20 protein-coding genes are annotated in these 21216 nt (G+C 59.6%); 13 read left to right on the top strand and 7 right to left on the bottom strand.

Annotated features, from left to right (window positions below; all coding sequences use genetic code 11):
* Window positions 1-2: 2 nt before the first annotated feature.
* Window positions 3-980, bottom strand: coding sequence for a dipeptidase (locus FXO12_RS20735; RefSeq protein ID WP_032879065.1), 978 nt, complete (start codon window positions 978-980; stop codon window positions 3-5).
* Window positions 981-1198: 218 nt separating this feature from the next.
* Here FXO12_RS20735 and FXO12_RS20730 point away from each other — a divergent pair, with 218 nt between their 5' ends.
* The 3 genes from FXO12_RS20730 to FXO12_RS20720 all read left to right on the top strand — a co-directional run bounded on the left by FXO12_RS20730 (window position 1199) and on the right by FXO12_RS20720 (window position 2729).
* Window positions 1199-1600 (top strand): lysozyme inhibitor LprI family protein, encoded by a 402-nt coding sequence (locus tag FXO12_RS20730; RefSeq protein WP_014720247.1) that lies wholly within the window; start codon window positions 1199-1201, stop codon window positions 1598-1600.
* 74 nt (window positions 1601-1674) lie between these two features.
* Window positions 1675-2316 (top strand): hypothetical protein, encoded by a 642-nt coding sequence (locus FXO12_RS20725; RefSeq protein WP_054898198.1) that lies wholly within the window; start codon window positions 1675-1677, stop codon window positions 2314-2316.
* Entirely contained in the window at window positions 2313-2729 is a 417-nt protein-coding gene (locus tag FXO12_RS20720; protein ID WP_054898197.1) for a DUF3010 family protein, read from the top strand. Before FXO12_RS20725 ends, FXO12_RS20720 begins: the two co-directional genes overlap by 4 nt.
* Window positions 2730-2736: 7 nt before the next feature.
* Here the strand turns inward: FXO12_RS20720 and FXO12_RS20715 are convergent, their stop codons facing one another.
* From FXO12_RS20715 to FXO12_RS20705, 3 genes are all read right to left on the bottom strand, one after another.
* Window positions 2737-3165 (bottom strand): hypothetical protein, encoded by a 429-nt coding sequence (locus FXO12_RS20715; protein WP_054898196.1) that lies wholly within the window; start codon window positions 3163-3165, stop codon window positions 2737-2739.
* Between the two features lie 188 nt (window positions 3166-3353).
* A complete protein-coding gene (locus FXO12_RS20710) occupies window positions 3354-4538 on the bottom strand; it encodes an AAA family ATPase (RefSeq protein ID WP_057976529.1) in 1185 nt (394 codons plus the stop codon).
* Between the two features lie 68 nt (window positions 4539-4606).
* Window positions 4607-5551, bottom strand: a complete 945-nt coding sequence (locus FXO12_RS20705) for a GlxA family transcriptional regulator (RefSeq protein ID WP_057976527.1) — start codon at window positions 5549-5551, stop codon at window positions 4607-4609.
* A 194-nt stretch (window positions 5552-5745) separates the two neighbouring features.
* Here FXO12_RS20705 and FXO12_RS20700 point away from each other — a divergent pair, with 194 nt between their 5' ends.
* The 5 genes from FXO12_RS20700 (at window position 5746) to FXO12_RS20680 (ending at window position 9854) form a co-directional block, all read left to right on the top strand.
* Complete coding sequence (locus FXO12_RS20700; RefSeq protein ID WP_057976525.1) at window positions 5746-6690, top strand: choline ABC transporter substrate-binding protein; 945 nt, start codon at window positions 5746-5748, stop codon at window positions 6688-6690.
* Window positions 6691-6776: 86 nt separating this feature from the next.
* A complete protein-coding gene (locus FXO12_RS20695) occupies window positions 6777-7664 on the top strand; it encodes a 3-keto-5-aminohexanoate cleavage protein (protein ID WP_034128888.1) in 888 nt (295 codons plus the stop codon).
* A 142-nt stretch (window positions 7665-7806) separates the two neighbouring features.
* Window positions 7807-8772 carry an L-carnitine dehydrogenase gene (locus FXO12_RS20690; protein ID WP_057976522.1) on the top strand — a complete coding sequence of 322 codons (966 nt, stop codon included), beginning with the start codon at window positions 7807-7809 and terminating at the stop codon, window positions 8770-8772.
* Between the two features lie 101 nt (window positions 8773-8873).
* Window positions 8874-9365 (top strand): thioesterase family protein, encoded by a 492-nt coding sequence (locus FXO12_RS20685; protein WP_057976520.1) that lies wholly within the window; start codon window positions 8874-8876, stop codon window positions 9363-9365.
* Window positions 9366-9590: 225 nt separating this feature from the next.
* Entirely contained in the window at window positions 9591-9854 is a 264-nt protein-coding gene (locus tag FXO12_RS20680) for a hypothetical protein (protein WP_034128891.1), read from the top strand.
* Between the two features lie 88 nt (window positions 9855-9942).
* On the opposite strand, the gene FXO12_RS20675 is transcribed toward FXO12_RS20680, so the two are convergent.
* Together FXO12_RS20675 and FXO12_RS20670 are read right to left on the bottom strand one after the other, a co-directional pair.
* The gene (locus tag FXO12_RS20675; protein WP_003194907.1) at window positions 9943-11046 is read right to left on the bottom strand and encodes a GlxA family transcriptional regulator; all 1104 of its coding nucleotides are present in this window, start codon (window positions 11044-11046) and stop codon (window positions 9943-9945) included.
* A gap of 525 nt (window positions 11047-11571) precedes the next feature.
* A complete protein-coding gene (locus FXO12_RS20670) occupies window positions 11572-12948 on the bottom strand; it encodes an L-serine ammonia-lyase (protein WP_057976518.1) in 1377 nt (458 codons plus the stop codon).
* A gap of 416 nt (window positions 12949-13364) precedes the next feature.
* On the opposite strand from FXO12_RS20670, the gene FXO12_RS20665 reads away from it, so the two are divergent.
* The 3 genes from FXO12_RS20665 to choV all read left to right on the top strand — a co-directional run bounded on the left by FXO12_RS20665 (window position 13365) and on the right by choV (window position 16402).
* Window positions 13365-14312, top strand: a complete 948-nt coding sequence (locus FXO12_RS20665; protein WP_034128893.1) for a choline ABC transporter substrate-binding protein — start codon at window positions 13365-13367, stop codon at window positions 14310-14312.
* 69 nt (window positions 14313-14381) lie between these two features.
* The gene (choW, locus tag FXO12_RS20660; protein WP_124425260.1) at window positions 14382-15227 is read left to right on the top strand and encodes a choline ABC transporter permease subunit; all 846 of its coding nucleotides are present in this window, start codon (window positions 14382-14384) and stop codon (window positions 15225-15227) included.
* A complete protein-coding gene (gene choV / locus FXO12_RS20655; RefSeq protein ID WP_054922367.1) occupies window positions 15224-16402 on the top strand; it encodes a choline ABC transporter ATP-binding protein in 1179 nt (392 codons plus the stop codon). Before choW ends, choV begins: the two co-directional genes overlap by 4 nt.
* 155 nt (window positions 16403-16557) lie before the next feature.
* On the opposite strand, the gene FXO12_RS20650 is transcribed toward choV, so the two are convergent.
* The gene (locus FXO12_RS20650; protein WP_229999343.1) at window positions 16558-18492 is read right to left on the bottom strand and encodes a BCCT family transporter; all 1935 of its coding nucleotides are present in this window, start codon (window positions 18490-18492) and stop codon (window positions 16558-16560) included.
* Between the two features lie 389 nt (window positions 18493-18881).
* Between FXO12_RS20650 and betI the strand changes: the two genes are divergently transcribed.
* The gene (gene betI, locus FXO12_RS20645) at window positions 18882-19475 is read left to right on the top strand and encodes a transcriptional regulator BetI (protein WP_054898188.1); all 594 of its coding nucleotides are present in this window, start codon (window positions 18882-18884) and stop codon (window positions 19473-19475) included.
* A gap of 110 nt (window positions 19476-19585) precedes the next feature.
* Entirely contained in the window at window positions 19586-21058 is a 1473-nt protein-coding gene (gene betB / locus FXO12_RS20640) for a betaine-aldehyde dehydrogenase (protein WP_054922365.1), read from the top strand.
* Window positions 21059-21216 lie beyond the last annotated feature (158 nt).

The raw sequence follows: 21216 nt of genomic DNA, 5'->3' as shown, positions 1-21216 counted from the left end.
GCTTATTCGCCCCAGACGTCCTTGAGCACGTTGACCCAGTTCTCGCCCATGATCTTGCGCACCACGCGCTCGCTGTGGCCGCGCTTGAGCAGGGTCTCGGTGAGGTTGGGGAACTCACCCACGGTGCGGATGCCCAGCGGGTTGATGATCTTGCCGAAGCTGGTCAGGCGGCGGGCGTAGCCCTTGTCATGGGTGAGCATTTCGAAGAAATCCTGACCATGGCCCTGGGTGAAGTCGGTGCCGATGCCGATGGCGTCTTCGCCGACGATGTTCATGGTGTATTCGATGGCTTCGGCGTAGTCGTCGATGGTCGAGTCGATGCCCTTGGCCAGGAACGGCGCGAACATAGTCACGCCGACAAAACCGCCATGGTCGGCGATGAACTTCAGCTCTTCATCGGACTTGTTGCGCGGGTGCTCTTTAAGCCCGGACGGCAGGCAGTGGGAGTAGCACACCGGCTTTTTCGATTCGAGGATGACCTCTTCGCTGGTCTTGGAGCCCACGTGGGACAGGTCGCACATAATGCCGACGCGGTTCATCTCGGCGACGATCTCACGCCCGAAACCCGACAGGCCGCCATCACGCTCGTAGCAGCCGGTGCCCACCAGGTTCTGGGTGTTGTAGCACATCTGCACCACCCCCACGCCGAGCTGCTTGAAGATCTCGACATAGCCGAGCTGGTCCTCAAAGGCATGGGCATTCTGGAAGCCGAAGATGATGCCGGTCTTGCCCTGCTCCTTGGCGCGGCGGATGTCGGCGGTGGTTTTCACCGGGATCACCAGGTCGCTGTTCTCACGGATCAGGGTCTGGCTGGCGACAATGTTATTGATCGTGGCCTGGAAGCCTTCCCACACCGACACCGTGCAGTTGGCGGCGGTGAGGCCACCTTTGCGCATGTCTTCGAACAGGTCGCGGTTCCACTTGGCAATAATCAGACCGTCGATAACGATGCTGTCGGCGTGCAACTCGGCTGGGCTCATCAGGCGTCCCCTTATTGGCGATTCATGCGCCGAATCGTCTGCCGGCGCTTTGGGGCCAGCATATGCCCAGGGACCGACGGAGCCGGGTGCAAAAACGACAGGGGAATTGCCGAAAGCGTCAATCCGCGACAAAGCCTGCGAAGACAGGCCCCACGGTCGGCTGTTCTTTGTCTTACGCTTGAGCCAGAATTGCGCATCACGTGATATGAGACGGCGCAATGAAATCGATTTTCCTGGCTTTGGCACTCATCGCAACCACCGCCCACGCGGCCGAAGACACCGACAGCACGCCGTGCGACGGTATCGAGAACGACCAGCAAACCTTGGAATGCGCCACCTACAACAAGACCACCGCCGAGCAATTGCTCAAAGATAACTATCAGGGGTTGCTGGAGCGCATGGGTTCGACCTACGGCAGCGACAAGACCAAACTGGCGGACATTACCGCCCGTCTGAAGGATGCGCAGCAGAAGTGGGAAAAACTGCGCGACGCCGATTGTGCAGTGGACACCTTCCCGGCAGTGACCGGCACCAAGGCCTATGCGATTGCGCACAACGACTGCCTGGCGCGCATGAGTGATGAGCGGTCGGAGTTTCTGGAGTCGATTGGCCAAGAATAGTAACTATATTCCTACAATAGAAGCGTCCCACTGTCGCTTTTCGCTACCTGACGCTGATTTAAGGAATTTTCGGCATGCAATGGCTTCCATCCCCACCCACCGACAATATTTATAAGTTGCTTGCTGTATTTGGTTTATGGCTAATTGCAGGTGCGCTGACACTGGTGTCTATTTTTTCTTATCTGGACTACAGGTTCCAAAAAGAAACACGCGAGGAAAGCCACCATTCGCAAACGGAGCAAATGGTAAACGACTTCACTAAACGCATTGAAGCACTTGAGAAAGGCACACCGGAGCTGCATAAAATCGCAGATCTGCCGGAGTCATTCAACAACGACGTCACCTTCCTGAAGAACAGCCTCGCTATACAAGAAAGAAAACTTTCTACATACAAAGAACGAGAGAAAGATAACCTCGACACGTTCATGGACTATCTGCTCGTCCACGAAAAAGAGTTTTATATTTTCATCGGTCTGTACGCGACGCTCACGTCACTGTGCACGGTGATAGGTTTTAGCCGCTGGTTTCAGAAAATACAAAAGCCCGGCGAAGTACTGAATGAGCTAGATATTAAAATCAAAGAAGCAAGCTTATTGAAACTTAAGATAGAAATTTCCCAACTTCAACCAATGAGCAAGACAATAGAGCAGCTCTTTGAATTGCATTTCAATAAGCCCTTTCCTGAAGCCTCTCCCTCGCAAAGGACCCGCTCATGACCATCTGCGGCATCGAAATCAAAGGCAGCGAAGCCATCATCGCCGTCGCCTCCCTGGACAACCAGACGCTGACCCACGTCGCCCTGGCCACCAAGAAAATCGCCCTCGACGATGACGACGAAGCGGCCAACGTAAAAGCTTTCGCCGCCCAGGTGAAGGCGTTCGTTCAAGCCAACGGCATCACGCGCATTGCCATCAAGAAACGCAGTAAAAAAGGCGAGTTCGCCGGTGGCCCGACGACGTTCAAGATCGAAGGGGTGTTTCAGTTGCTGGATGGGGTGGAGGTGACGCTGCTGTCGCCGCAGACCATCAATGCGCAAAACAAGAAGCACAGCTTTGATCTGCCGACGACGTTGAACAAGTATCAGCATGAAGCTTATAAAACAGCCTGCTCAACCCTGATGAAAAAGTAATTACCCCTCAGCTTTTGACGCAGTGTTCCAAGCCGTGACCACCGCCTTCGTATTCAGGCGTGTAGTAGTACTTAACGAAAGACACTTTGCCCTCCGGGGTTGACGTCATTTGTGCGACCCCCACGCCGAAGTCTTTCAAGACAGGGTCGGTGTGAGCAAAATAAACGCCCAGCGCGTCCGAAGTCCCGGCGGCCATTCCGTCATAACGGGACTTGTCTTCCAAGGTCAAGGTGAAGGTGTAGGCGGCGTACTTGCCAGTACTTTGCTTGGCGTCGAGTGCCATATCAACAACACCCTTATAGCTGCCTATATGTTTATCCTGGCCGGTACATTCATAGCGTCCGCTGTAGTCGGCTCCGGTGAAAGGTGCAGACGCCTGGGCTGCCCACGCCGGGGTGGTCGCTAACGCGATGACAGTAACTAGTTTTCTAAGCATGCCAACCTCTTCTGGTTAAGTAGTGACTTCCTGGCCTGCGTGCTTCATTTCAAAAGCATTTGGTCAAGAGCCACTTCTAAGACCCATAGGACGTTAGCAGTCCTTGGCTATAAGTCTCCGTTAGCGATGAAAAAAAGAAACTTCCTACACCTTCCATGATTCCCTTATAAACTGCGCTACATCGGGTTTCACTCGTTAGTCGGTATGCAGGTTTTGTGCAGCAGCCAATCCCCGAACGACTTGTCTTCCAGGGCATACCCTCCCCGGCTCGACTTCCATACCAATTCCTTGTCGCGCAGGGCATCGATACAGGCCTGAATGGTCTGGGTCCCGGGCACCACATCGCTGCGCATAACCTCCAATGCCTTGCTGACTGCGGTAATCGTGCTGTCGGTAAACGGCGCAAATGGCTCATTGCTTTGCGAACGCACCACCATCACCTGCAACACCGCACGCTGCGGGATGGTCAAGGCGTTCCAGGCGCTTTCGAACTCGGTCCATACACCCGCGCGCAGCAGTTCTGCGCGACTGTGCAGCAGTTGGCCAAGATTGCTCGCCTCGCCCAGCTCCAATGCGACTTCACCGATGATCGTGCGCAACATCTCGGGACGCCGACCTACCAGCTCAAACGCCTCATCAATGTCAGCCTCGTTGAATTGGTTGTTCTTGGCCAGGTGCGCGTTGAGGTGCACGGTGTAGGCCTGGGTGAACGCTTTGCCCAGCAGCGGAAACGGCGTGATGCTGGAACCGAAGAATGGCTGGCTTTTACCCAATACCAAATGGGCGAGTTTGTCGCGATTGGAGCCGGTAAACACCAGGCGCAAACCGCTGCCCTCCTCGTCCCGGCCTTGGTTGAGCTGATCCCGGGCAGCCTTCAACGCGAACATCGCATTGATACCTGACTCGGTGGTTAATGCGTGCTGTGCTTCGTCAATCACCAGTACAACGGGTTTTTCTGCAGCCCTATGGAGCAATTCCAACGCTTGGGTCAGCGTCGCACCGACAGGCAATCGTGGCTTGGTAAAGTCCCAGGAAAGCGTACGCAGAAAGCTTAGTTTCTCGATGCCAATGCTCTTTGCCAGTTTGCGAATGCCCTTTTCAAACGGCACCAACGCCCCCGCAATGGCACCTGCGATCAGCTCGGCGGGGTCTTTTTCCTTGTCGGCCCACAGGTCGACATACACCGCCAGCCAGCCCCGCAGCTGACATTCCGGAATCAGGTCTTCGCGCAAAAAAGTGCTTTTGCCCGTGCGTCGGGGCGCCGCGAGAAACAGGCCGGAGGTGAAATCCTGAATACCGGCCCCCACCAGGCCATCGGCAATACTGCTTGCCAGGGTGGGGCGGCGAAACACAAAGCCGCTGTGCTTGGACATGGTTTTATACTCAATTATGGAAAGGACTATAAATTATAGCGAAGAGTATAATTGACTATAATTGTCCGTCAAACCACCTCCCGCCGCCGATCCTCCCGCGGGCATTTGGCAAACCTTGCGCGATAGCTCCTGGTGAAATACGACGGTGACTCAAACCCGCACGCGATACTCACTTCCAGCACGCTCATGTCGCTCTGGCGCAGCAGTTTGCGGGCTTTTTCCAGGCGCAGGCCCAGGTAGAAATTGCTCGGCGTATCGTTCAGGTGCAGGCGAAACAGCCGCTCCAGTTGGCGTCGGGTGACCTTGATCGTTTCGGCCAGGGCCAAGGTGCTCAGGGGCGGTTCGGTGTGCTGTTCCATTTCGCCGATCACGTGCACCAGTTTCTTGTTATTGATGCCGTAGCGCGTGGCGATCTGCATGCGCTGGTGGTCCTTGCGGGGGCGGATGCGGCCAAGTACGAATTGCTCGGAAACCTGGATCGCCAGCTCCGGGCCGTGGGCCTGAGCGATGAGATCGAGCATCAAGTCGATGGACGCGGTGCCGCCGGCACAGGTGATGCGGCGCCGGTCGATTTCGAACAGTTCCTGGGTCACGCTCAGGTGCGGATAGGCCTCCTTGAAGGCGTCGATGGCTTCCCAGTGCAAGGTCAGGCGGTGGCCGTCAAGCAGGCCCGCCTCGGCCAGCACGCAGGCGCCGGTGTCGATGGCACCGACGGTCACACCCTCATGGTCGAGGCGGCGCAGCCAATGCTCCAGGGCGGGCGTGGCGAACTGCAGGGGTTCGAAGCCGGCCACCACCAGTAAGGTCGCGCCTTTTTTCAACGGTTCCAGCGCGGCATCGGCGTTGACCGACATGCCGTTGCTCGCCAGTACCGCGCCGCCATCGGCACTCAAGATGTGCCAGCGGTACAGCTCGCCGCGAAAGCGATTGGCCACGCGCAACGGTTCCAGCGCGGAGATAAAACCGAGGGCCGAGAACCCCGGCATCAGCAAGAAATAGACATCCTGGGACATGGTGGCGCTCTCGTCATACGGGCAGCGTGATCACTGTGATACGCCAGTTCAACCGGCCATTCAAGAGCCCAGGTCGCTGCAGTGCAAGAGTGGGTCGCCGCCGTGCGCTTTGCGGGGCGCCAAGCTGCGTAACGTGATCCCACGGCGCACAAAGACGCCGGCTCCCACAATAACGACTGCCGAGGGCTCCACCCATGAACCGACTGATCAGCCGCTGCGTACTTGCACTCAGCGCCAGCGCCATTTTGAGCACTAACGCCCTGGCAGCGGATGCCGCTTCATGCCAGAACGTACGCATGGGCGTGGTCAACTGGACCGACGTCATCGCCACCAGCGCCATGGCCCAGGTGCTGCTCGATGGCCTCGGCTACAAGACCAAACAAACCAGCGCCTCGCAGCAAATCATCTTTGCCGGCATCCGCGACCAGCGCCTGGACCTGTTTCTGGGTTACTGGAACCCGCTGATGACCCAGACCATCACGCCGTTCGTCGACGCCAAGCAAGTCAAGGTCCTCGAAAAACCCAGCCTGGAAGACGCCCGCGCCACCCTGGCGGTGCCGACTTATCTGGCCGACAAGGGCCTGAAAACCTTTGCTGACATCGCCAGGTTCGAAAAAGAGCTGGGCGGCAAGATTTATGGCATCGAGCCGGGCTCGGGGGCCAATACGCAGATCAAGGCGATGATCGCCAAAAACCAGTTCGGCCTGGGCAAGTTCCAGTTGGTGGAGTCCAGCGAAGCCGGCATGTTGGCGGCCGTAGACCGTGCCGTGCGCCGCAAGGAAGCCGTGGTGTTCTTTGGTTGGGCACCGCACCCGATGAACGTCAATGTGGCGATGACTTACCTCACCGGCAGCGAAGGCGCCCTGGGCCCGAACGAAGGCATGGCCACCGTGTGGACCGTGACCGCGCCGGCCTACGCCGAGCAGTGCCCCAACGTGCATAAGCTGCTGACCAACCTGACGTTCACCGCCGCCGACGAGAGCCGCATGATGCAACCGCTGCTGGACCACAAGGATGCCATCGAATCCGCCAAGCAGTGGCTCAAGGATCACCCGCAAGACCAGGCGCGCTGGCTGGAGGGTGTGACCACCTTCGACGGCAAACCGGCTGCCGCCAACCTGCAATTGACCACGAAATAACCCATCCAGATCACCGCTTCGCAACCCCTGAAGGTTGCGAACGGCGCCCTGCGCCTTGAAATCACCCGCCTGTAAGGAACCGCCCCATGAACCACGACGTCATCATCACCTGCGCACTCACCGGCGCTGGCGACACGACCGCCAGAAGCCCCCACGTGCCGGTCACTCCCAAGCAAATCGCCGCCGCTGCCGTGGAAGCCGCCAAGGCCGGTGCCACGGTCGTGCATTGCCACGTACGCGACCCCGAGACCGGCAAGTTCAGTCGCGACGTCGCGCTGTACCGCGAAGTGATGGAGCGCATCCGCGAGGCCGACATCGACATCATCGTCAACCTCACCGCCGGCATGGGTGGCGACCTGGAGATCGGTGGCGGCGAGAATCCCATGGAGTTCGGGCCCAATACCGACCTGGTGGGCCCGCTGACCCGCCTGGCCCATGTTGAAGAACTGCTGCCGGAAATCTGCACCCTGGACTGCGGCACGCTGAACTTCGGCGATGGCGACACCATTTACGTGTCCACCCCGGCGCAACTGCGTGCCGGCGCCAAACGTATCCAGGAATTGGGCGTAAAGGCCGAGCTGGAAATTTTCGACACCGGCCACCTGTGGTTCGCCAAGCAGATGATCAAGGAAGGGCTGCTGGATAACCCGCTGTTCCAACTGTGCCTGGGCATTCCCTGGGGGGCACCGGCCGACACCACCACCATGAAAGCCATGGTCGATAACCTGCCCGCCGACGCGGTGTGGGCCGGCTTCGGCATTGGCCGCATGCAAATGCCAATGGCCGCGCAGGCGGTGCTGCTGGGCGGCAACGTACGGGTGGGCCTGGAAGACAACCTGTGGCTGGACAAAGGCGTGCTCGCCACCAATGGGCAGTTGGTGGAGCGCGCCAGTGAAATTCTCAGCCGGTTAGGCGCGAGGGTCCTGACCCCAGCCGAAGGCCGCATCAAGATGGGCCTGACCCAACGCGGCTAACACAGACACCACCACTCCTGTGGGAGCCGGGCTTGCCCGCGATGAGGCCAGTAAATCTGCCACATCTTTGTAGCCTGCAATGCCGCCATCGCGGGCAAGCCCGGCTCCCACAAAGGATCATCGAACACTTTAGGAATATGCCATGCGCTTTATCACCGAAATCAAAACCTTCGCCGCGTTGGGCAGCGGTGTCATCGGCAGCGGTTGGGTGTCCCGTGCCCTTGCCCATGGTCTGGATGTGGTGGCCTGGGACCCCGCGCCCGGTGCCGAGGCGGCCTTGCGCAAACGCGTCGCCAACGCCTGGCCCGCCCTTGAACAACAGGGCCTGGCGGCAGGTGCCTCCCAGGACCGCCTGCGCTTTGTCACTACCATCGAAGACTGCGTAAAAGACGCCGACTTCATCCAGGAAAGCGCCCCGGAACGCCTGGAGCTGAAGCTGCAATTGCACAGCCAGATCAGCGCCGCGGCCAAGCCGAACGCATTGATCGGCTCCAGCACCTCAGGGCTGTTGCCCAGCGAATTCTATGAAAGCTCTACCCACCCGGAACGGTGCGTGGTCGGCCACCCCTTCAACCCCGTCTACCTGTTGCCACTGGTAGAAGTGGTGGGCGGCAAAAACACCGCGCCAGAGGCGATCCAGGCAGCGATCAAGGTGTATGAATCCCTCGGCATGCGCCCTTTGCATGTGCGCAAGGAAGTGCCGGGGTTCATTGCCGACCGCCTACTGGAAGCGCTGTGGCGTGAGGCGCTGCACCTGGTCAATGACGGGGTGGCGACCACCGGCGAAATCGACGACGCCATTCGTTTTGGTGCCGGGTTGCGCTGGTCGTTCATGGGCACTTTCCTCACTTACACACTGGCGGGCGGCGACGCCGGCATGCGCCACTTCATGGCACAGTTCGGCCCGGCGTTGCAGCTGCCGTGGACTTATCTACCGGCGCCTGAATTGACTGAAAAGCTGATTGATGATGTGGTCGATGGCACCGCTGAGCAGTTGGGTAACCACAGCATCTCGGCGCTGGAGCGCTATCGTGATGACTGCCTGCTGGCGGTGCTGGAAGCCGTAAAAACAACCAAGGCCAAGCACGGCATGAACTTCGCCGAATAACCCTGTGGGAGCTGGCTTGCCTGCGATGGCGGTGTTGGCCTCACCATTGCTATCGCAGACCGGCCAGCACATTTGACCGCACACTGAATTGGATTCATGCCATGCCCGCACTGACCACCTACACCACCAAAATCCTGCCCGACTGGGTCGACTACAACGGCCATCTGCGTGACGCGTTCTATCTGCTGATCTTCAGCTACGCCACCGATGCGCTGATGGACACCCTGGGGCTGGACGGCGAAAACCGCGAAGCCAGTGGCCACTCGCTGTTCACCCTGGAGCTGCACCTGAACTACCTGCATGAGGTCAAGCTCGGGGCCGAGGTTGAGGTGCATACCCAACTGATCGCCCATGACGCCAAGCGCCTGCACCTTTATCACAGCCTGCACCGGGTGGGAGACGACAAGGAACTGGCCGGCAATGAACAGATGCTGTTGCACGTCGACCTGGCCGGGCCGCAGGCCACGCTGTTCACCGAGGCCACGCTGCAACGGCTTGCCGCGATCGGCGCTGCCCAGGCCGAGCTGCCAAGGCCTGCCCTGCTTGGCCGTGTCATCGGTTTACCGGCAAAAAAAGCCCCGAGCCAGCCGTGACTGGATCGGGGCAGAGGGGCCTTGTGTGAGCTGTGCATCTGGAGGGTGACCAAACCGTCAAGCTGCGTGCCTGGGTTCAGTGTGCCTATTAACCGTATTGCCAAGTGACCCGAAAACGACCTGTTCATAGCCATCCAAGCCATCGCTCGATTCTGCTCTTGCCCACCCAGCAAGGGCCTACCAGAATCCAGGTCAATCCCTGTTCCCTACACCAGGATAAACGTCATGATGCACGCGGATTTGATTGATCAGGATGACCTGCTGAGCCAACTGCGCTCACTGGGTTTTGAAGTGTCCAGCGGCGCCAGCGCCGAGCAGGCGTGTGAATGTGCAGTGCGCGGTTTGAGCGAAGCGCGGGCCAAGGCGCTCAAGGGAATGGTGGAGCAAATGTACACCGGCAAGGCGACCATTTTGCCGGCCGTGCGCCAGGCGATCGACAAGCAGTTGTTGCCGGCGCTGATGCAATTCAAACAGAACTCCGGCGCCTGAAAATACCGCTATCGCAGGCAAGCCAGCTCCCACAGGAGAACGCATTCCAAGGTGGCAGCTGGCTTGCCTGCGATGCAGACGACTCGGTTTAGAGCCTTACACTGGCAAACGTCGACTCGTTCCTGGCCTGGCTCAACGCCGACATCGGCCCCGACAACGGTGACAACACCAGTGCCGGCGGAATCGGCATCATCGCCACTTGCTGGGTGGTGTTGGAGCCTACGCGTTCATCCCGCGGCGGAATGCCGAAGTATTCGCGGTAGCACTTGGAAAAGTGCGGCGTAGACACAAACCCGCACACCGACGCGACCTCGATGATCGACATGGGGGTCTGCTTGAGCAGTTGCCGCGCACGAATCAGGCGCAGCTTGAGGTAGTAGCGCGACGGCGAGCAGTGCAGGTATTTCTGGAACAGCCGCTCCAACTGCCGGCGCGACACGGCGACATACACCGCCAGTTCGTCCAGGTCGATTGGCTCTTCGAGGTTGGCTTCCATCAGCGCGACGATTTCCTGCAGCTTCGGCTGGTTGGTGCCAAGCATGTGCTTGAGCGGCACACGCTGGTGATCCTGTTCGTTGCGGATGCGTTCGTACACGAACATCTCGGAGATGGCGGCCGACAATTCACGGCCGTGGTCGCGGCTGATCAGGTGCAACATCATGTCCAGGGGCGCGGTACCACCGGAGCTGGTGAAGCGGTTGCGATCAAGGGTGAACAGGCGCGTGCTCATGGCCACCCGTGGGAAGGCTTCCTGCATCGACGCCAGGCATTCCCAGTGCACGCTGCAATCAAAGCCGTCGAGCAGGCCGGCGCAGGCCAGGGCCCAGCTGCCGGTGCACACTGCGCCAAGGCGACGAGACTGGCGTGCCTGGCTTTGCAGCCACGACACATGTTCACGGGTGACGGTGCGCTGGATACCCACGCCGCCGCACACGATGACCGTGTCCAGCACGGGTGCTTTGTGCATGGAGGCATCGGGTGTGATTTGCAGGCCATCGCTGGCCCACACCTGGTTGCCGTCGACACTCAGGGTTGTCCAGCGATACAGCTCGCGGCCGGACAGCTGGTTGGCCATGCGCAGTGGCTCCACGGCTGACGCCAGGGAAATCAGCGTGAAATTGTCCAGCAGCAAAAAGCCGATGGATTGAGGCGCACGGTTCTGGGGTTGGGCCCCGGAGTTGGTCGACGTCATCGCGGTATCTCCTCACATCACACAAAGCGGGTGGCGGCCTCAGGCGAGGCTCTTGTTATTGCGCTCGTCCTGGAAAGGAGAGGCTTTGTAATTGATAGAGCAAATGCCATGCCTAAAATTGAATGGCTATTCAAGAACTCCTGAAAACGACCTGTTTATGCGTCTATATGAGCCCACGCGTGAAGTGCGGGATATGACGCATAACGGGCGGGGTTCAAGGGGGGTGAGCAGATCGGTAGCACTTGTGGGAAGGCGCTTTGCGGGCGTAGGAGGAGTCTGTCACCCAAAGCACATCAGGGGTGTGATCGTGTAGGAATTCGTTCGGAAGCTACTTATCTATTTGCGACGCGCTAAAAGGTGGCGATTTTGGCTGGGGTGTTCACTTTGTGAGCAATGATGCCCCTCTGTTCAGCTCGTTCCCACGCTCTGCGTGGGCATGCATCCTGTCACGCTCTGCGTCACCCATGGGCGGAGCGTCCGGGGCGGCATTCCCACGCGGAGCGCGGGAACGATCATGTCACTGACTCAACATTCAACCGCACTCACCGCCAACCCACCGCGTGATGTCTCTTTGTACTTGTCATGCATATCGGCCCCGGTATCACGCATGGTGCGGATCACCCGGTCCAACGAGATGAAGTGCTGGCCATCGCCCCGCAACGCCATTTGCGCCGCGTTGATCGCCTTCACCGCCGCAATTGCATTGCGCTCGATACACGGCACTTGCACCAGGCCGCCCACCGGGTCGCAGGTCAGGCCGAGGTTGTGTTCCAAGCCGATTTCGGCAGCGTTGCACAGTTGCTCCGGCGTGGCACCAAGGATCTCCGCCAGCCCGGCTGCGGCCATGGCACACGCGGAACCGACCTCGCCCTGGCAACCGACTTCGGCACCGGAGATCGAGGCGTTCTTTTTACACAGGATGCCCACCGCCGCCGCGCCCAACAGGTAGTCAACCACGTTGGCTTCGGTGACTTCTTCACTGAACTTCATGAAGTAGTGCAACACCGCCGGGATGATTCCCGCCGCGCCGTTGGTGGGCGCCGTGACCATGCGCCCACCGGCGGCGTTTTCTTCGTTGACCGCCAGGGCGAACAGGTTGACCCATTCCATGGCGCTCAAGGTCGAGCCGATCACATTGGGCTTGTTCAGCTCCTGCAAGCTGCGGTGCAACTTGGCAGCGCGACGGCGCACGTTCAAGCCGCCGGGCAGGATGCCTTCGTGCTTGAGGCCCTGCTCCACGCAATCTTGCATGGCGCGCCAGAGCTTCATCAGGCCGCTGCGGATTTCTTCTTCTCTGCGCCAGGTTTTTTCATTCGCCAGCATCAGTTCGGCAACGCGCAGGTTGTGGGTCTTGCACAACTGCAACAGCTCCACGGCACTGGAAAAGTCATAAGGCAGCTCGGTGCGGTCCATGTCCGCCACACCGCTTTGGGCCTGGGCTTCATCCACCACAAAACCGCCGCCCACCGAGTAATAGGTGTCGCGGTGCAACTCGCCGTTTTCGCCAAACACCACCAGGGTCATGGCATTGGGATGGAACGGCAGGTTCTCATCGAGCAGGCGCATATCCCGCGCCCATACAAAGGGCACCGGCAAACGCCCGTCCAGCAGCAGCGTGTCGGTTTCGCGCAGGGTGTGGATACGGGCGCCGATTTGCGTGGGGTCGATTGCGTCTGGCCACTCGCCCATCAGGCCCATGATGGTGGCGGTGTCGCTGCCGTGGCCGATGCCGGTGGCCGACAACGAGCCGTACAGTTGCACTTCGACACGCTGCACCTGTTCCAGCCACCCACGCTCACGCAACCCTTGAACGAACAACGCCGCGGCGCGCATGGGCCCCACGGTGTGGGAACTCGAAGGCCCGATGCCGATCTTGAACAGGTCGAAAACGCTGATAGCCATTAACGTGGAACTCCTCGATAAGCACGGGCCGGGCTTGAACGAGGTGCTACGCTCAGATCGCCCAGATGGCGGCATCATCAAGCTTTTATTCGTCATCACGGCGTCTCACACCGACGCACTCATGCTCACCAGCGGCGCTCGCGTGCGAACGCCAGTTTTGGCCGTTTTTTGCGGTGCAGAAGGGTAAAAACAGCAGTTTTACCTTCGGAAAAACCTGTAAGCGACGTCATCGGTACTGGATGCGACCCTCCCTGTACTGGATACGACGCCCCCTGTAGGCGTCAGATTTTCACTGGTACATGATCAGTCTCGACTCGTTTGCAAGGCACCGCGCCAGAGCTGTTGTCGCACGCTCCAACCGCAACACTTATAAAGCGCGGCGAATGCCGCCAGAAAAGACACAGGAGTCTACCCACATGAAAGGTTCACCCTCGTTGTTGTTGGCCGCCATGCTGAGTCTGCCAGTCGTGGCACACGCCGCAGAACCGGAACAGTGCAAGACCGTCAACTTCTCCGATGTCGGCTGGACCGACATCACCGTCACCACCGCGACCACCAGCGAGATCCTCAAGGGCCTGGGCTACAAGCCGCGCACCACGATGATTTCGGTACCTGTGACTTACAAGTCCCTGGCCGACGGCAAGAACATGGATATCTTCCTCGGCAACTGGATGCCGACCATGGAAAACGACATCAAGCAGTACCGTGATGCCGGCACCGTGGAAACCGTACGCGCCAACCTGGAGAACGCCAAGTACACCCTGGCGGTCCCTGAGGCGCTGTATGAGAAGGGCCTGAAAGACTTCGCCGACATCGCCAAATTCAAGGATGAGCTGGGCGGCAAGATCTACGGCATCGAGCCGGGCAACGATGGCAACCGCACCATCCAGACGCTGATCGACAAAGATGCCTTCGGCCTGAAAACCGCCGGTTTCAAGGTGGTCGAATCCAGCGAAGCCGGCATGCTCTCCCAGGTCGAACGCGCCTCCAAGCGCAACCAGGCCATCGTGTTTCTCGGCTGGGAACCACACCCGATGAACACCCGCTTCAAGATGAAGTACCTGACCGGTGGTGACGACTCGTTCGGCCCCAACTACGGCCAGGCCACCATCTACACCAACACCCGCAAAGGCTACACCCAGGAATGCAGCAACGTTGGCCAGTTGCTGAAAAACCTGGTGTTCACGCTCGACATGGAAAGCACCCTGATGGGTAACGTCCTGGACGACAAGATGAAGGCCGATGCTGCCGCCAAGGCCTGGCTGCAGAAGAACCCGCAAGTGCTCGACACCTGGCTCGCCGGTGTCACCACCGTTGATGGCAAACCAGGGCTCGATGCCGTTAAAGCTTACCTCGCCAAATAGCACCCGCTGACCCCAGGCCGGTGCGCTGGCCTGGGATGTTTTCCCCTTCGCATGTGGACATTCACTACCATGCTGACTGAACAGAAAATCCCACTAGGCCAGTACATCGCTGCCTTCGTCGACTGGTTGACCCAACACGGTGCCAACTACTTCGACGCAATCGCATCGACACTGGAAACGATGATCCACGGCGTGACGTTTGCGCTGACCTGGTTCAATCCACTGGCATTGATCGGTCTGATTGCGCTGCTGGCTCACTTTATTCAACGTAAATGGGGACTGACTGTTTTTGTCATCGCCTCCTTCCTGCTGATCCTCAATCTGGGGTACTGGCAGGAAACCATGGAAACCCTCGCGCAGGTGCTGTTCGCCACCCTGGTCTGCGTGGTCATCGGTGTGCCGCTGGGCATTGTTGCCGCGCATAAGCCGATGTTCTACACCATGATGCGGCCGGTACTCGATCTGATGCAGACCGTGCCGACCTTCGTCTACCTCATCCCTACCCTGACCCTCTTCGGGCTGGGTGTGGTGCCTGGGCTGATTTCCACGGTGGTGTTCGCGATTGCCGCGCCGATCCGCCTGACCTACCTGGGTATCCGCGATGTGCCGCAAGAGCTGATGGACGCCGGCAAGGCCTTTGGCTGCTCGCGCCGCCAGTTGCTCTCGCGCATTGAACTGCCCCACGCCATGCCGAGCATCGCCGCCGGCATTACCCAATGCATCATGCTGTCGCTGTCGATGGTGGTGATCGCCGCCCTGGTAGGCGCCGACGGCCTCGGCAAGCCAGTGGTCAACGCACTCAACACTGCCGATATTGCGCTGGGCTTTGAAGCGGGCCTGGCCATTGTGTTGCTCGCCATCATGCTCGACCGTATCTGCAAACAACCCGACGCTAAAGCAGGGGGTGATGCATGAGCATTATCCGATTCGACAAAGTCGACGTGATCTTTTCCAAAGACCCACGCGAAGCGCTCAAGCTGCTGGACCAGGGCATGAGCCGTAACGAAATCCTGAAGAAGACCGGGCAGATCGTCGGCGTCGAGAACGCCAGCCTGGATATCGAGAAAGGCGAGATCTGTGTGCTGATGGGCCTCTCGGGCTCAGGCAAATCCAGCTTGCTGCGCTGCATCAACGGCCTCAATACCGTCAGCCGTGGCCAGCTGTTTGTGGAGCATGAAGGGCGTCAGATCGACATCGCCTCCTGCACCCCCGCCGAGCTGAAAATGATGCGCACCAAACGCATCGCCATGGTGTTCCAGAAGTTCGCCCTGATGCCTTGGCTGACGGTGCGCGAGAACATCAGCTTCGGCCTGGAGATGCAGGGCCGCCCAGAGAAAGAACGACGCACACTGGTGGACGAGAAACTCGAACTGGTGGGCCTGAGCCAATGGCGCAACAAGAAGCCCGACGAGTTGTCCGGCGGTATGCAGCAGCGCGTCGGCCTGGCTCGCGCCCTGGCGATGGACGCCGATATCCTGCTGATGGACGAACCCTTCTCTGCCCTCGACCCGCTGATCCGCCAAGGCTTGCAAGATGAGCTGCTGGAACTGCAACGCAAATTGAGCAAGACCATCGTGTTCGTCAGCCACGACCTGGATGAAGCACTCAAACTCGGCAGCCGTATCGCGATCATGAAAGACGGCAAGATCATCCAGTACAGCGTGCCGGAAGAGATCGTGCTGAACCCGGCGGACGACTATGTGCGCACCTTCGTCGCCCATACCAACCCGTTGAACGTGCTGTGCGGGCGCAGCCTGATGCGCACCCTGGATAACTGCACGCGTGTGAATGGTTCGGTGTGCCTTGATCCGGGTGGCGACTCTTGGCTGGACCTGGCTGAAGGCAACACCATCCAGGGCGCACGCCAGAATGGCGTGACGATGAACCTGCAGAACTGGGCGCCAGGACAAGCCGTGGAAGGCTTGGGCCGCGTACCGACGTTGGTGGACTCGAACATCGGCATGCGCGATGCGTTGCAGATTCGCTACCAGACAGGCAACAAGCTGGTGCTGCATGACAACAACAAGGTGGTAGGGATTTTGGGAGACAGTGAGCTCTACCACGCCCTGCTGGGCAAGAACCTGGGCTAGAACCCTGTGGATCGTTCCCACGCTCTGCGTGGGAATGCACCCTGTGACGCTCCGCGTCACGACTTCAAGAGCGGGACGCGGAGCGTCCATGGCGGTGTTCCCACGCAGAGCGTGGGAACGATCATGTCAGGGAAGACACCACCAGGCTTCAATTATCAGCTATAGACCCGGCCAAGGAGCTGCCGATGGCTTTCAAACTGATCGAGCACATCCCGGGTGATCTGCTCCTGGGTGAAGCCCATCAGGTCATACTCCTGCGGCCCGTTGTGCAGGTACACCTCGGCACGGTAGTAACGGGTGCGCTCTTCTTCAGGCAGGTCAGCCGGTGCCGCCGAGTAGCCATCCAGGCTCACTTCGTAGACAAACGGGTTGCCCTCGTCCATCTCGATCCGCACGCCGATGCAGCGCTTGGATTTGCCCAGCAGGGTCTGCACTTCCAGGCCCTGATCACGCAACGCACTCGCGGCTTCTTCCAACGCCGGCGTTACGTGCTTGTCCATAAAGCGCTGCACGGTGGCCTGGCTCGGTTGCAGGTCCAGCGCCGTCAAGCGCTCGCTGAAACCACGACGCCCGCGTTCAGCCAATTGCGCTTGCTCCTGTTCGGTGGCCACGTCCTGGCGCATGGCCTTGTGCAAACCGAACATAAAGAACACCAGCACCACAGAGAACGGCAGCCCCGCCAGCACCACCATGGTTTGCATGGCTTCGAAGTTGCCGGCAAACAGCAGGCCGATGGTCACCAGGGTGATCACCGCCGACCAGAAGATACGCAACCAGTGCGGCGCATCTTCATCCACATTGCCGCCTTTGCAGGAAAGGTTGGCCATCATCACCGCGCCGGAATCCGCAGGCGTCAGGAACAGCACGAAGCCCACGAAGATCGACACGCCGATCACCACTTTCGACGCTGGGTAATGCTCAAGCAGCTGGTAGATGGCCATGGACGGTTGCTCCAGCGCCGTCTTGCCCAACTCCACCGCCCCATGGTTCAACACCAGGTCCAGGGCCGAGTTGCCGAAGATCGACAGCCACGCCAGGGTAAAGCCCAGCGGGATCAGCAATACGCCAGCCACCAGTTCGCGCACGGTGCGACCACGGGAAATACGCGCGATGAACATGCCCACAAATGGCGCCCAGGAAATCCACCAGGCCCAGTAGAACAGAGTCCACAGGCCCATCCAGCGTTCGGTCTTGGCACCGTCGCCTTCGTACACATACAGGTCGAAGGTTTTCAGCACGATACCGTTGAGGTAATCACCGGTGTTCTGCACCAGGCCATTGAGCAGGTGCAAGGTGGGGCCGAACAACAGCACGAAGATCAGCAAACCGCTGAACAGCACGATGTTGAGGTTGGACAGACGACGAATACCGTTTTCCACACCCGACACGGCGGCAATGGTCGCCACGGTGCTCATCACGATGATCACGATCAGCAAATTGGTATTGCTGTGCTCCATGCCGAACAGGTTTTCCAGCCCCGACGACACTTGCATCGAGCCGATCCCCAGGTTGGTCACCAGGCCCAGCAGGGTCACGAACATGCCGAAACCGTCTACCGCATGGCCAGCCGCGCCCTTCACCCAACGCTCGCCCACCAGCGGGTACAGCGCCGAACGCAGGGCCAGCGGTTGGTTGTGGCGGTACGCAAAGTACGCCACGGCCAGGCCGACCAGCGCATAGATCGCCCAGCCGTGCAGGCCCCAGTGCAGGAAGGTCAGCTGCAGCGCCTGGCGTGCCGCGCCATTGCTGGCGGCAGCGCCTTCGGGCGGGTTGAAGTAATGGTCCAACGGCTCGGACGCACCGAAATACAACAGCGAGATGCCGATACCCGACGAGAACAACATGCCGGCCCAGGCGCCGTAGCTGAAGTCTGGGGTATCGTCCTTCGCACCCAGCTTAAGTTTCCCATAGGACGAAAACGCCAGGCCGACCACAAACACCAGGTAGGCAGCGATGACCACCATGTAGTACCAGCCAAAGCTTTTCGACAGCCAGGCCTGTGCGACACCGAGCAGGCGCCCGGCCTCCTGCGGGGCGACGATCAGAATGGCGGTCAACAATAAAATCAGCGCGGTGGAGGTGTAGAACACCCAACCGTTGACCCGGACCTTTTCCGGTGGGGTCTTTATAAGAGAGGCAGAACTCATGGCGCAGATGCTCCAGGCAGTGCGAGAGAGAAACACAAGGCAACGGTTATCCCGGGACATCGATTTTTCGGCAGTCGACGGACGGGTGTTATAAAGACACCCCAAAATTCTTGAGCCCGCCTAAGCGGTGATCAGGCTCTGAAGTGGCCTGTTTCAAGGGTTTTTGCAGGTGTCGAAGGTTGCAGCTCGCAGGTAGGAAATATCTGTAGGCAGCGACCATTTGTCGCAGATCTTATTCTTTGTTGATTGAACGTTCAATCAAAACAAAATAGACTGGCCCTCAAGCCGACGGACGTGGATCGCCCATCGGCAGGCCTAAGGAGAGGTGCTACATGCCCAAGGTCGGTATGCAACCCATACGCCGCCAGCAGTTGATCGAAGCCACGTTGACGGCCATCGATCGGGTCGGGATGGGAGATGCCAGCATTGCGCTGATCGCCCGTCTGGCCGGCGTCTCGAACGGCATCATCAGCCACTACTTTCAGGACAAGAACGGCCTGATCGCAGCGACGATGCGCTACCTGATGAATGCGCTGATCGAGAACGTGCAAGAGCGCAGGCGTGCCTTGAAGGATGACAGCCCACGGGCGCACCTTCAGGTGATCATCGAAGGCAACTTCGACGCCAGCCAGGTCAACGGCCCGGCAATGAAAACCTGGCTGGCCTTCTGGGCCACCAGCATGCACCACCCGTCATTGCACAGGTTGCAGCGGATCAACGATCACCGTCTGTATTCCAACCTGTGTTGCCAGTTCCGCCGTGCGATGCCGTTACCCGAGGCACGCAGCGCAGCCCGCGGGCTGGCGGCTTTGATCGACGGTTTGTGGTTGCGCGGCGCCCTGTCGGGAGACGCTTTCGACACGGAGCAGGCGCAACGGATCGCTTACGAATACATGGATTTCCAATTGGCCAAGCAGGTGAGTTAGAGCCCTTATAAATGCTCAACCCCTGAACGTCCGCCGCTCAGTGTTGCCACACCCCCATGGCCCACTGTTCGGCGGGTAACGCCAACCACTTATGCACTTGCGAGGACTTTATGGCCCGTTTCGACCTGCAAAAACTCTACATTGACGGCGGCTACAGCGACGCTGGCAGCGATGCCACCTTCGAAGCCATCAACCCGGCTAACGGTGAAGTTCTCGCCCAAGTGCAACGCGCCACCAAAGACGACGTTGAACGTGCCGTGGCCAGCGCTGAAAAAGGCCAGAAAATCTGGGCCGCCATGACCGCCATGGAACGTTCGCGCATCCTGCGCCGTGCCGTGGACATCCTGCGCGAGCGCAACGATGAACTGGCCGCCCTGGAAACCCTGGACACCGGTAAAGCCTTCTCCGAAACCAAGTACGTCGACATCGTCACCGGCGCTGACGTGCTGGAATACTACGCCGGCCTGGTACCTGCCATCGAAGGCGAGCAGATCCCACTGCGCGACACCTCGTTTGTCTACACCCGCCGCGAGCCGCTGGGCGTGGTTGCCGGTATCGGCGCGTGGAACTACCCGATCCAGATCGCCCTGTGGAAATCCGCACCGGCCCTGGCTGCCGGTAACGCGATGATCTTCAAGCCAAGCGAAGTCACCTCGCTGACCACCCTGAAACTGGCCGAGATCTACACCGAGGCTGGCGTTCCAGCGGGCGTGTTCAACGTACTGACCGGCAGCGGCCGTGAAGTCGGCACCTGGCTGACCGAGCACCCGCGCATTGAGAAAGTCTCCTTCACCGGCGGCACCGACACCGGCAAGAAAGTCATGGCCAGCGCGTCGAGCTCCTCGCTCAAGGACGTGACCATGGAGCTGGGCGGCAAGTCCCCGCTGATCATTTTCGACGACGCCGACCTCGACCGCGCCGCCGACACCGCCATGATGGCCAACTTCTACAGCTCCGGTCAGGTCTGCACCAACGGCACCCGCGTGTTCGTGCCCAAGCACCTGCAAGCCGCGTTCGAAGCCAAGATCGTCGAGCGTGTGGCGCGTATTCGCATCGGCAACCCGGAAGACGAAAACACCAACTTCGGCCCGCTGGTCAGCTTCGCCCACATGGAAAGCGTGCTGGGCTACATCGCCAAAGGCAAAGAGCAAGGCGCCCGCCTGCTGTGCGGCGGCGACCGCCTGACCGAGGGTGACTTCGCCAAAGGCGCCTTCGTGGCCCCGACCGTGTTCACCGACTGCACCGATGACATGGTGATCGTGCGTGAAGAAATCTTCGGCCCGGTGATGAGCATCCTCACCTACGAGACCGAAGAAGAAGTGATCCGCCGTGCCAACGACACCGACTTCGGCCTGGCCGCTGGCCTGGTGACCAAGGACCTGAACCGCGCCCACCGCGTGATTCATCAGTTGGAAGCCGGTATCTGCTGGATCAACGCCTGGGGCGAGTCCGACGCGAAGATGCCGGTTGGCGGCTACAAGCAGTCGGGTGTGGGCCGTGAGAACGGGATCAGCTCGCTGAACAACTTCACGCGCATCAAATCGGTACAGGTTGAGTTGGGCGATTACGCCTCGGTGTTCTAACACCTTATGGGCCTGGAATGCTCCTCTGTGGCGAGGGAGCTTGCTCCCGCTGGGCTGCGAAGCAGCCCCATTCCAGACCCAGTAGTTCTTTCAGACAGAACTCGAGCGCTGATTTTGCGACTGCTGCGCAGTCGAACGGGAGCAAGCTCCCTCGCCAC

This window comes from Pseudomonas sp. J380, from assembly GCF_009827115.1.
Classification (GTDB): Bacteria; Pseudomonadota; Gammaproteobacteria; order Pseudomonadales; family Pseudomonadaceae; genus Aquipseudomonas; species Aquipseudomonas paracarnis.
The sequence above is the reverse complement of the archived record's forward strand: the minus strand, read 5'-3'. Positions and strand labels throughout refer to the sequence as shown.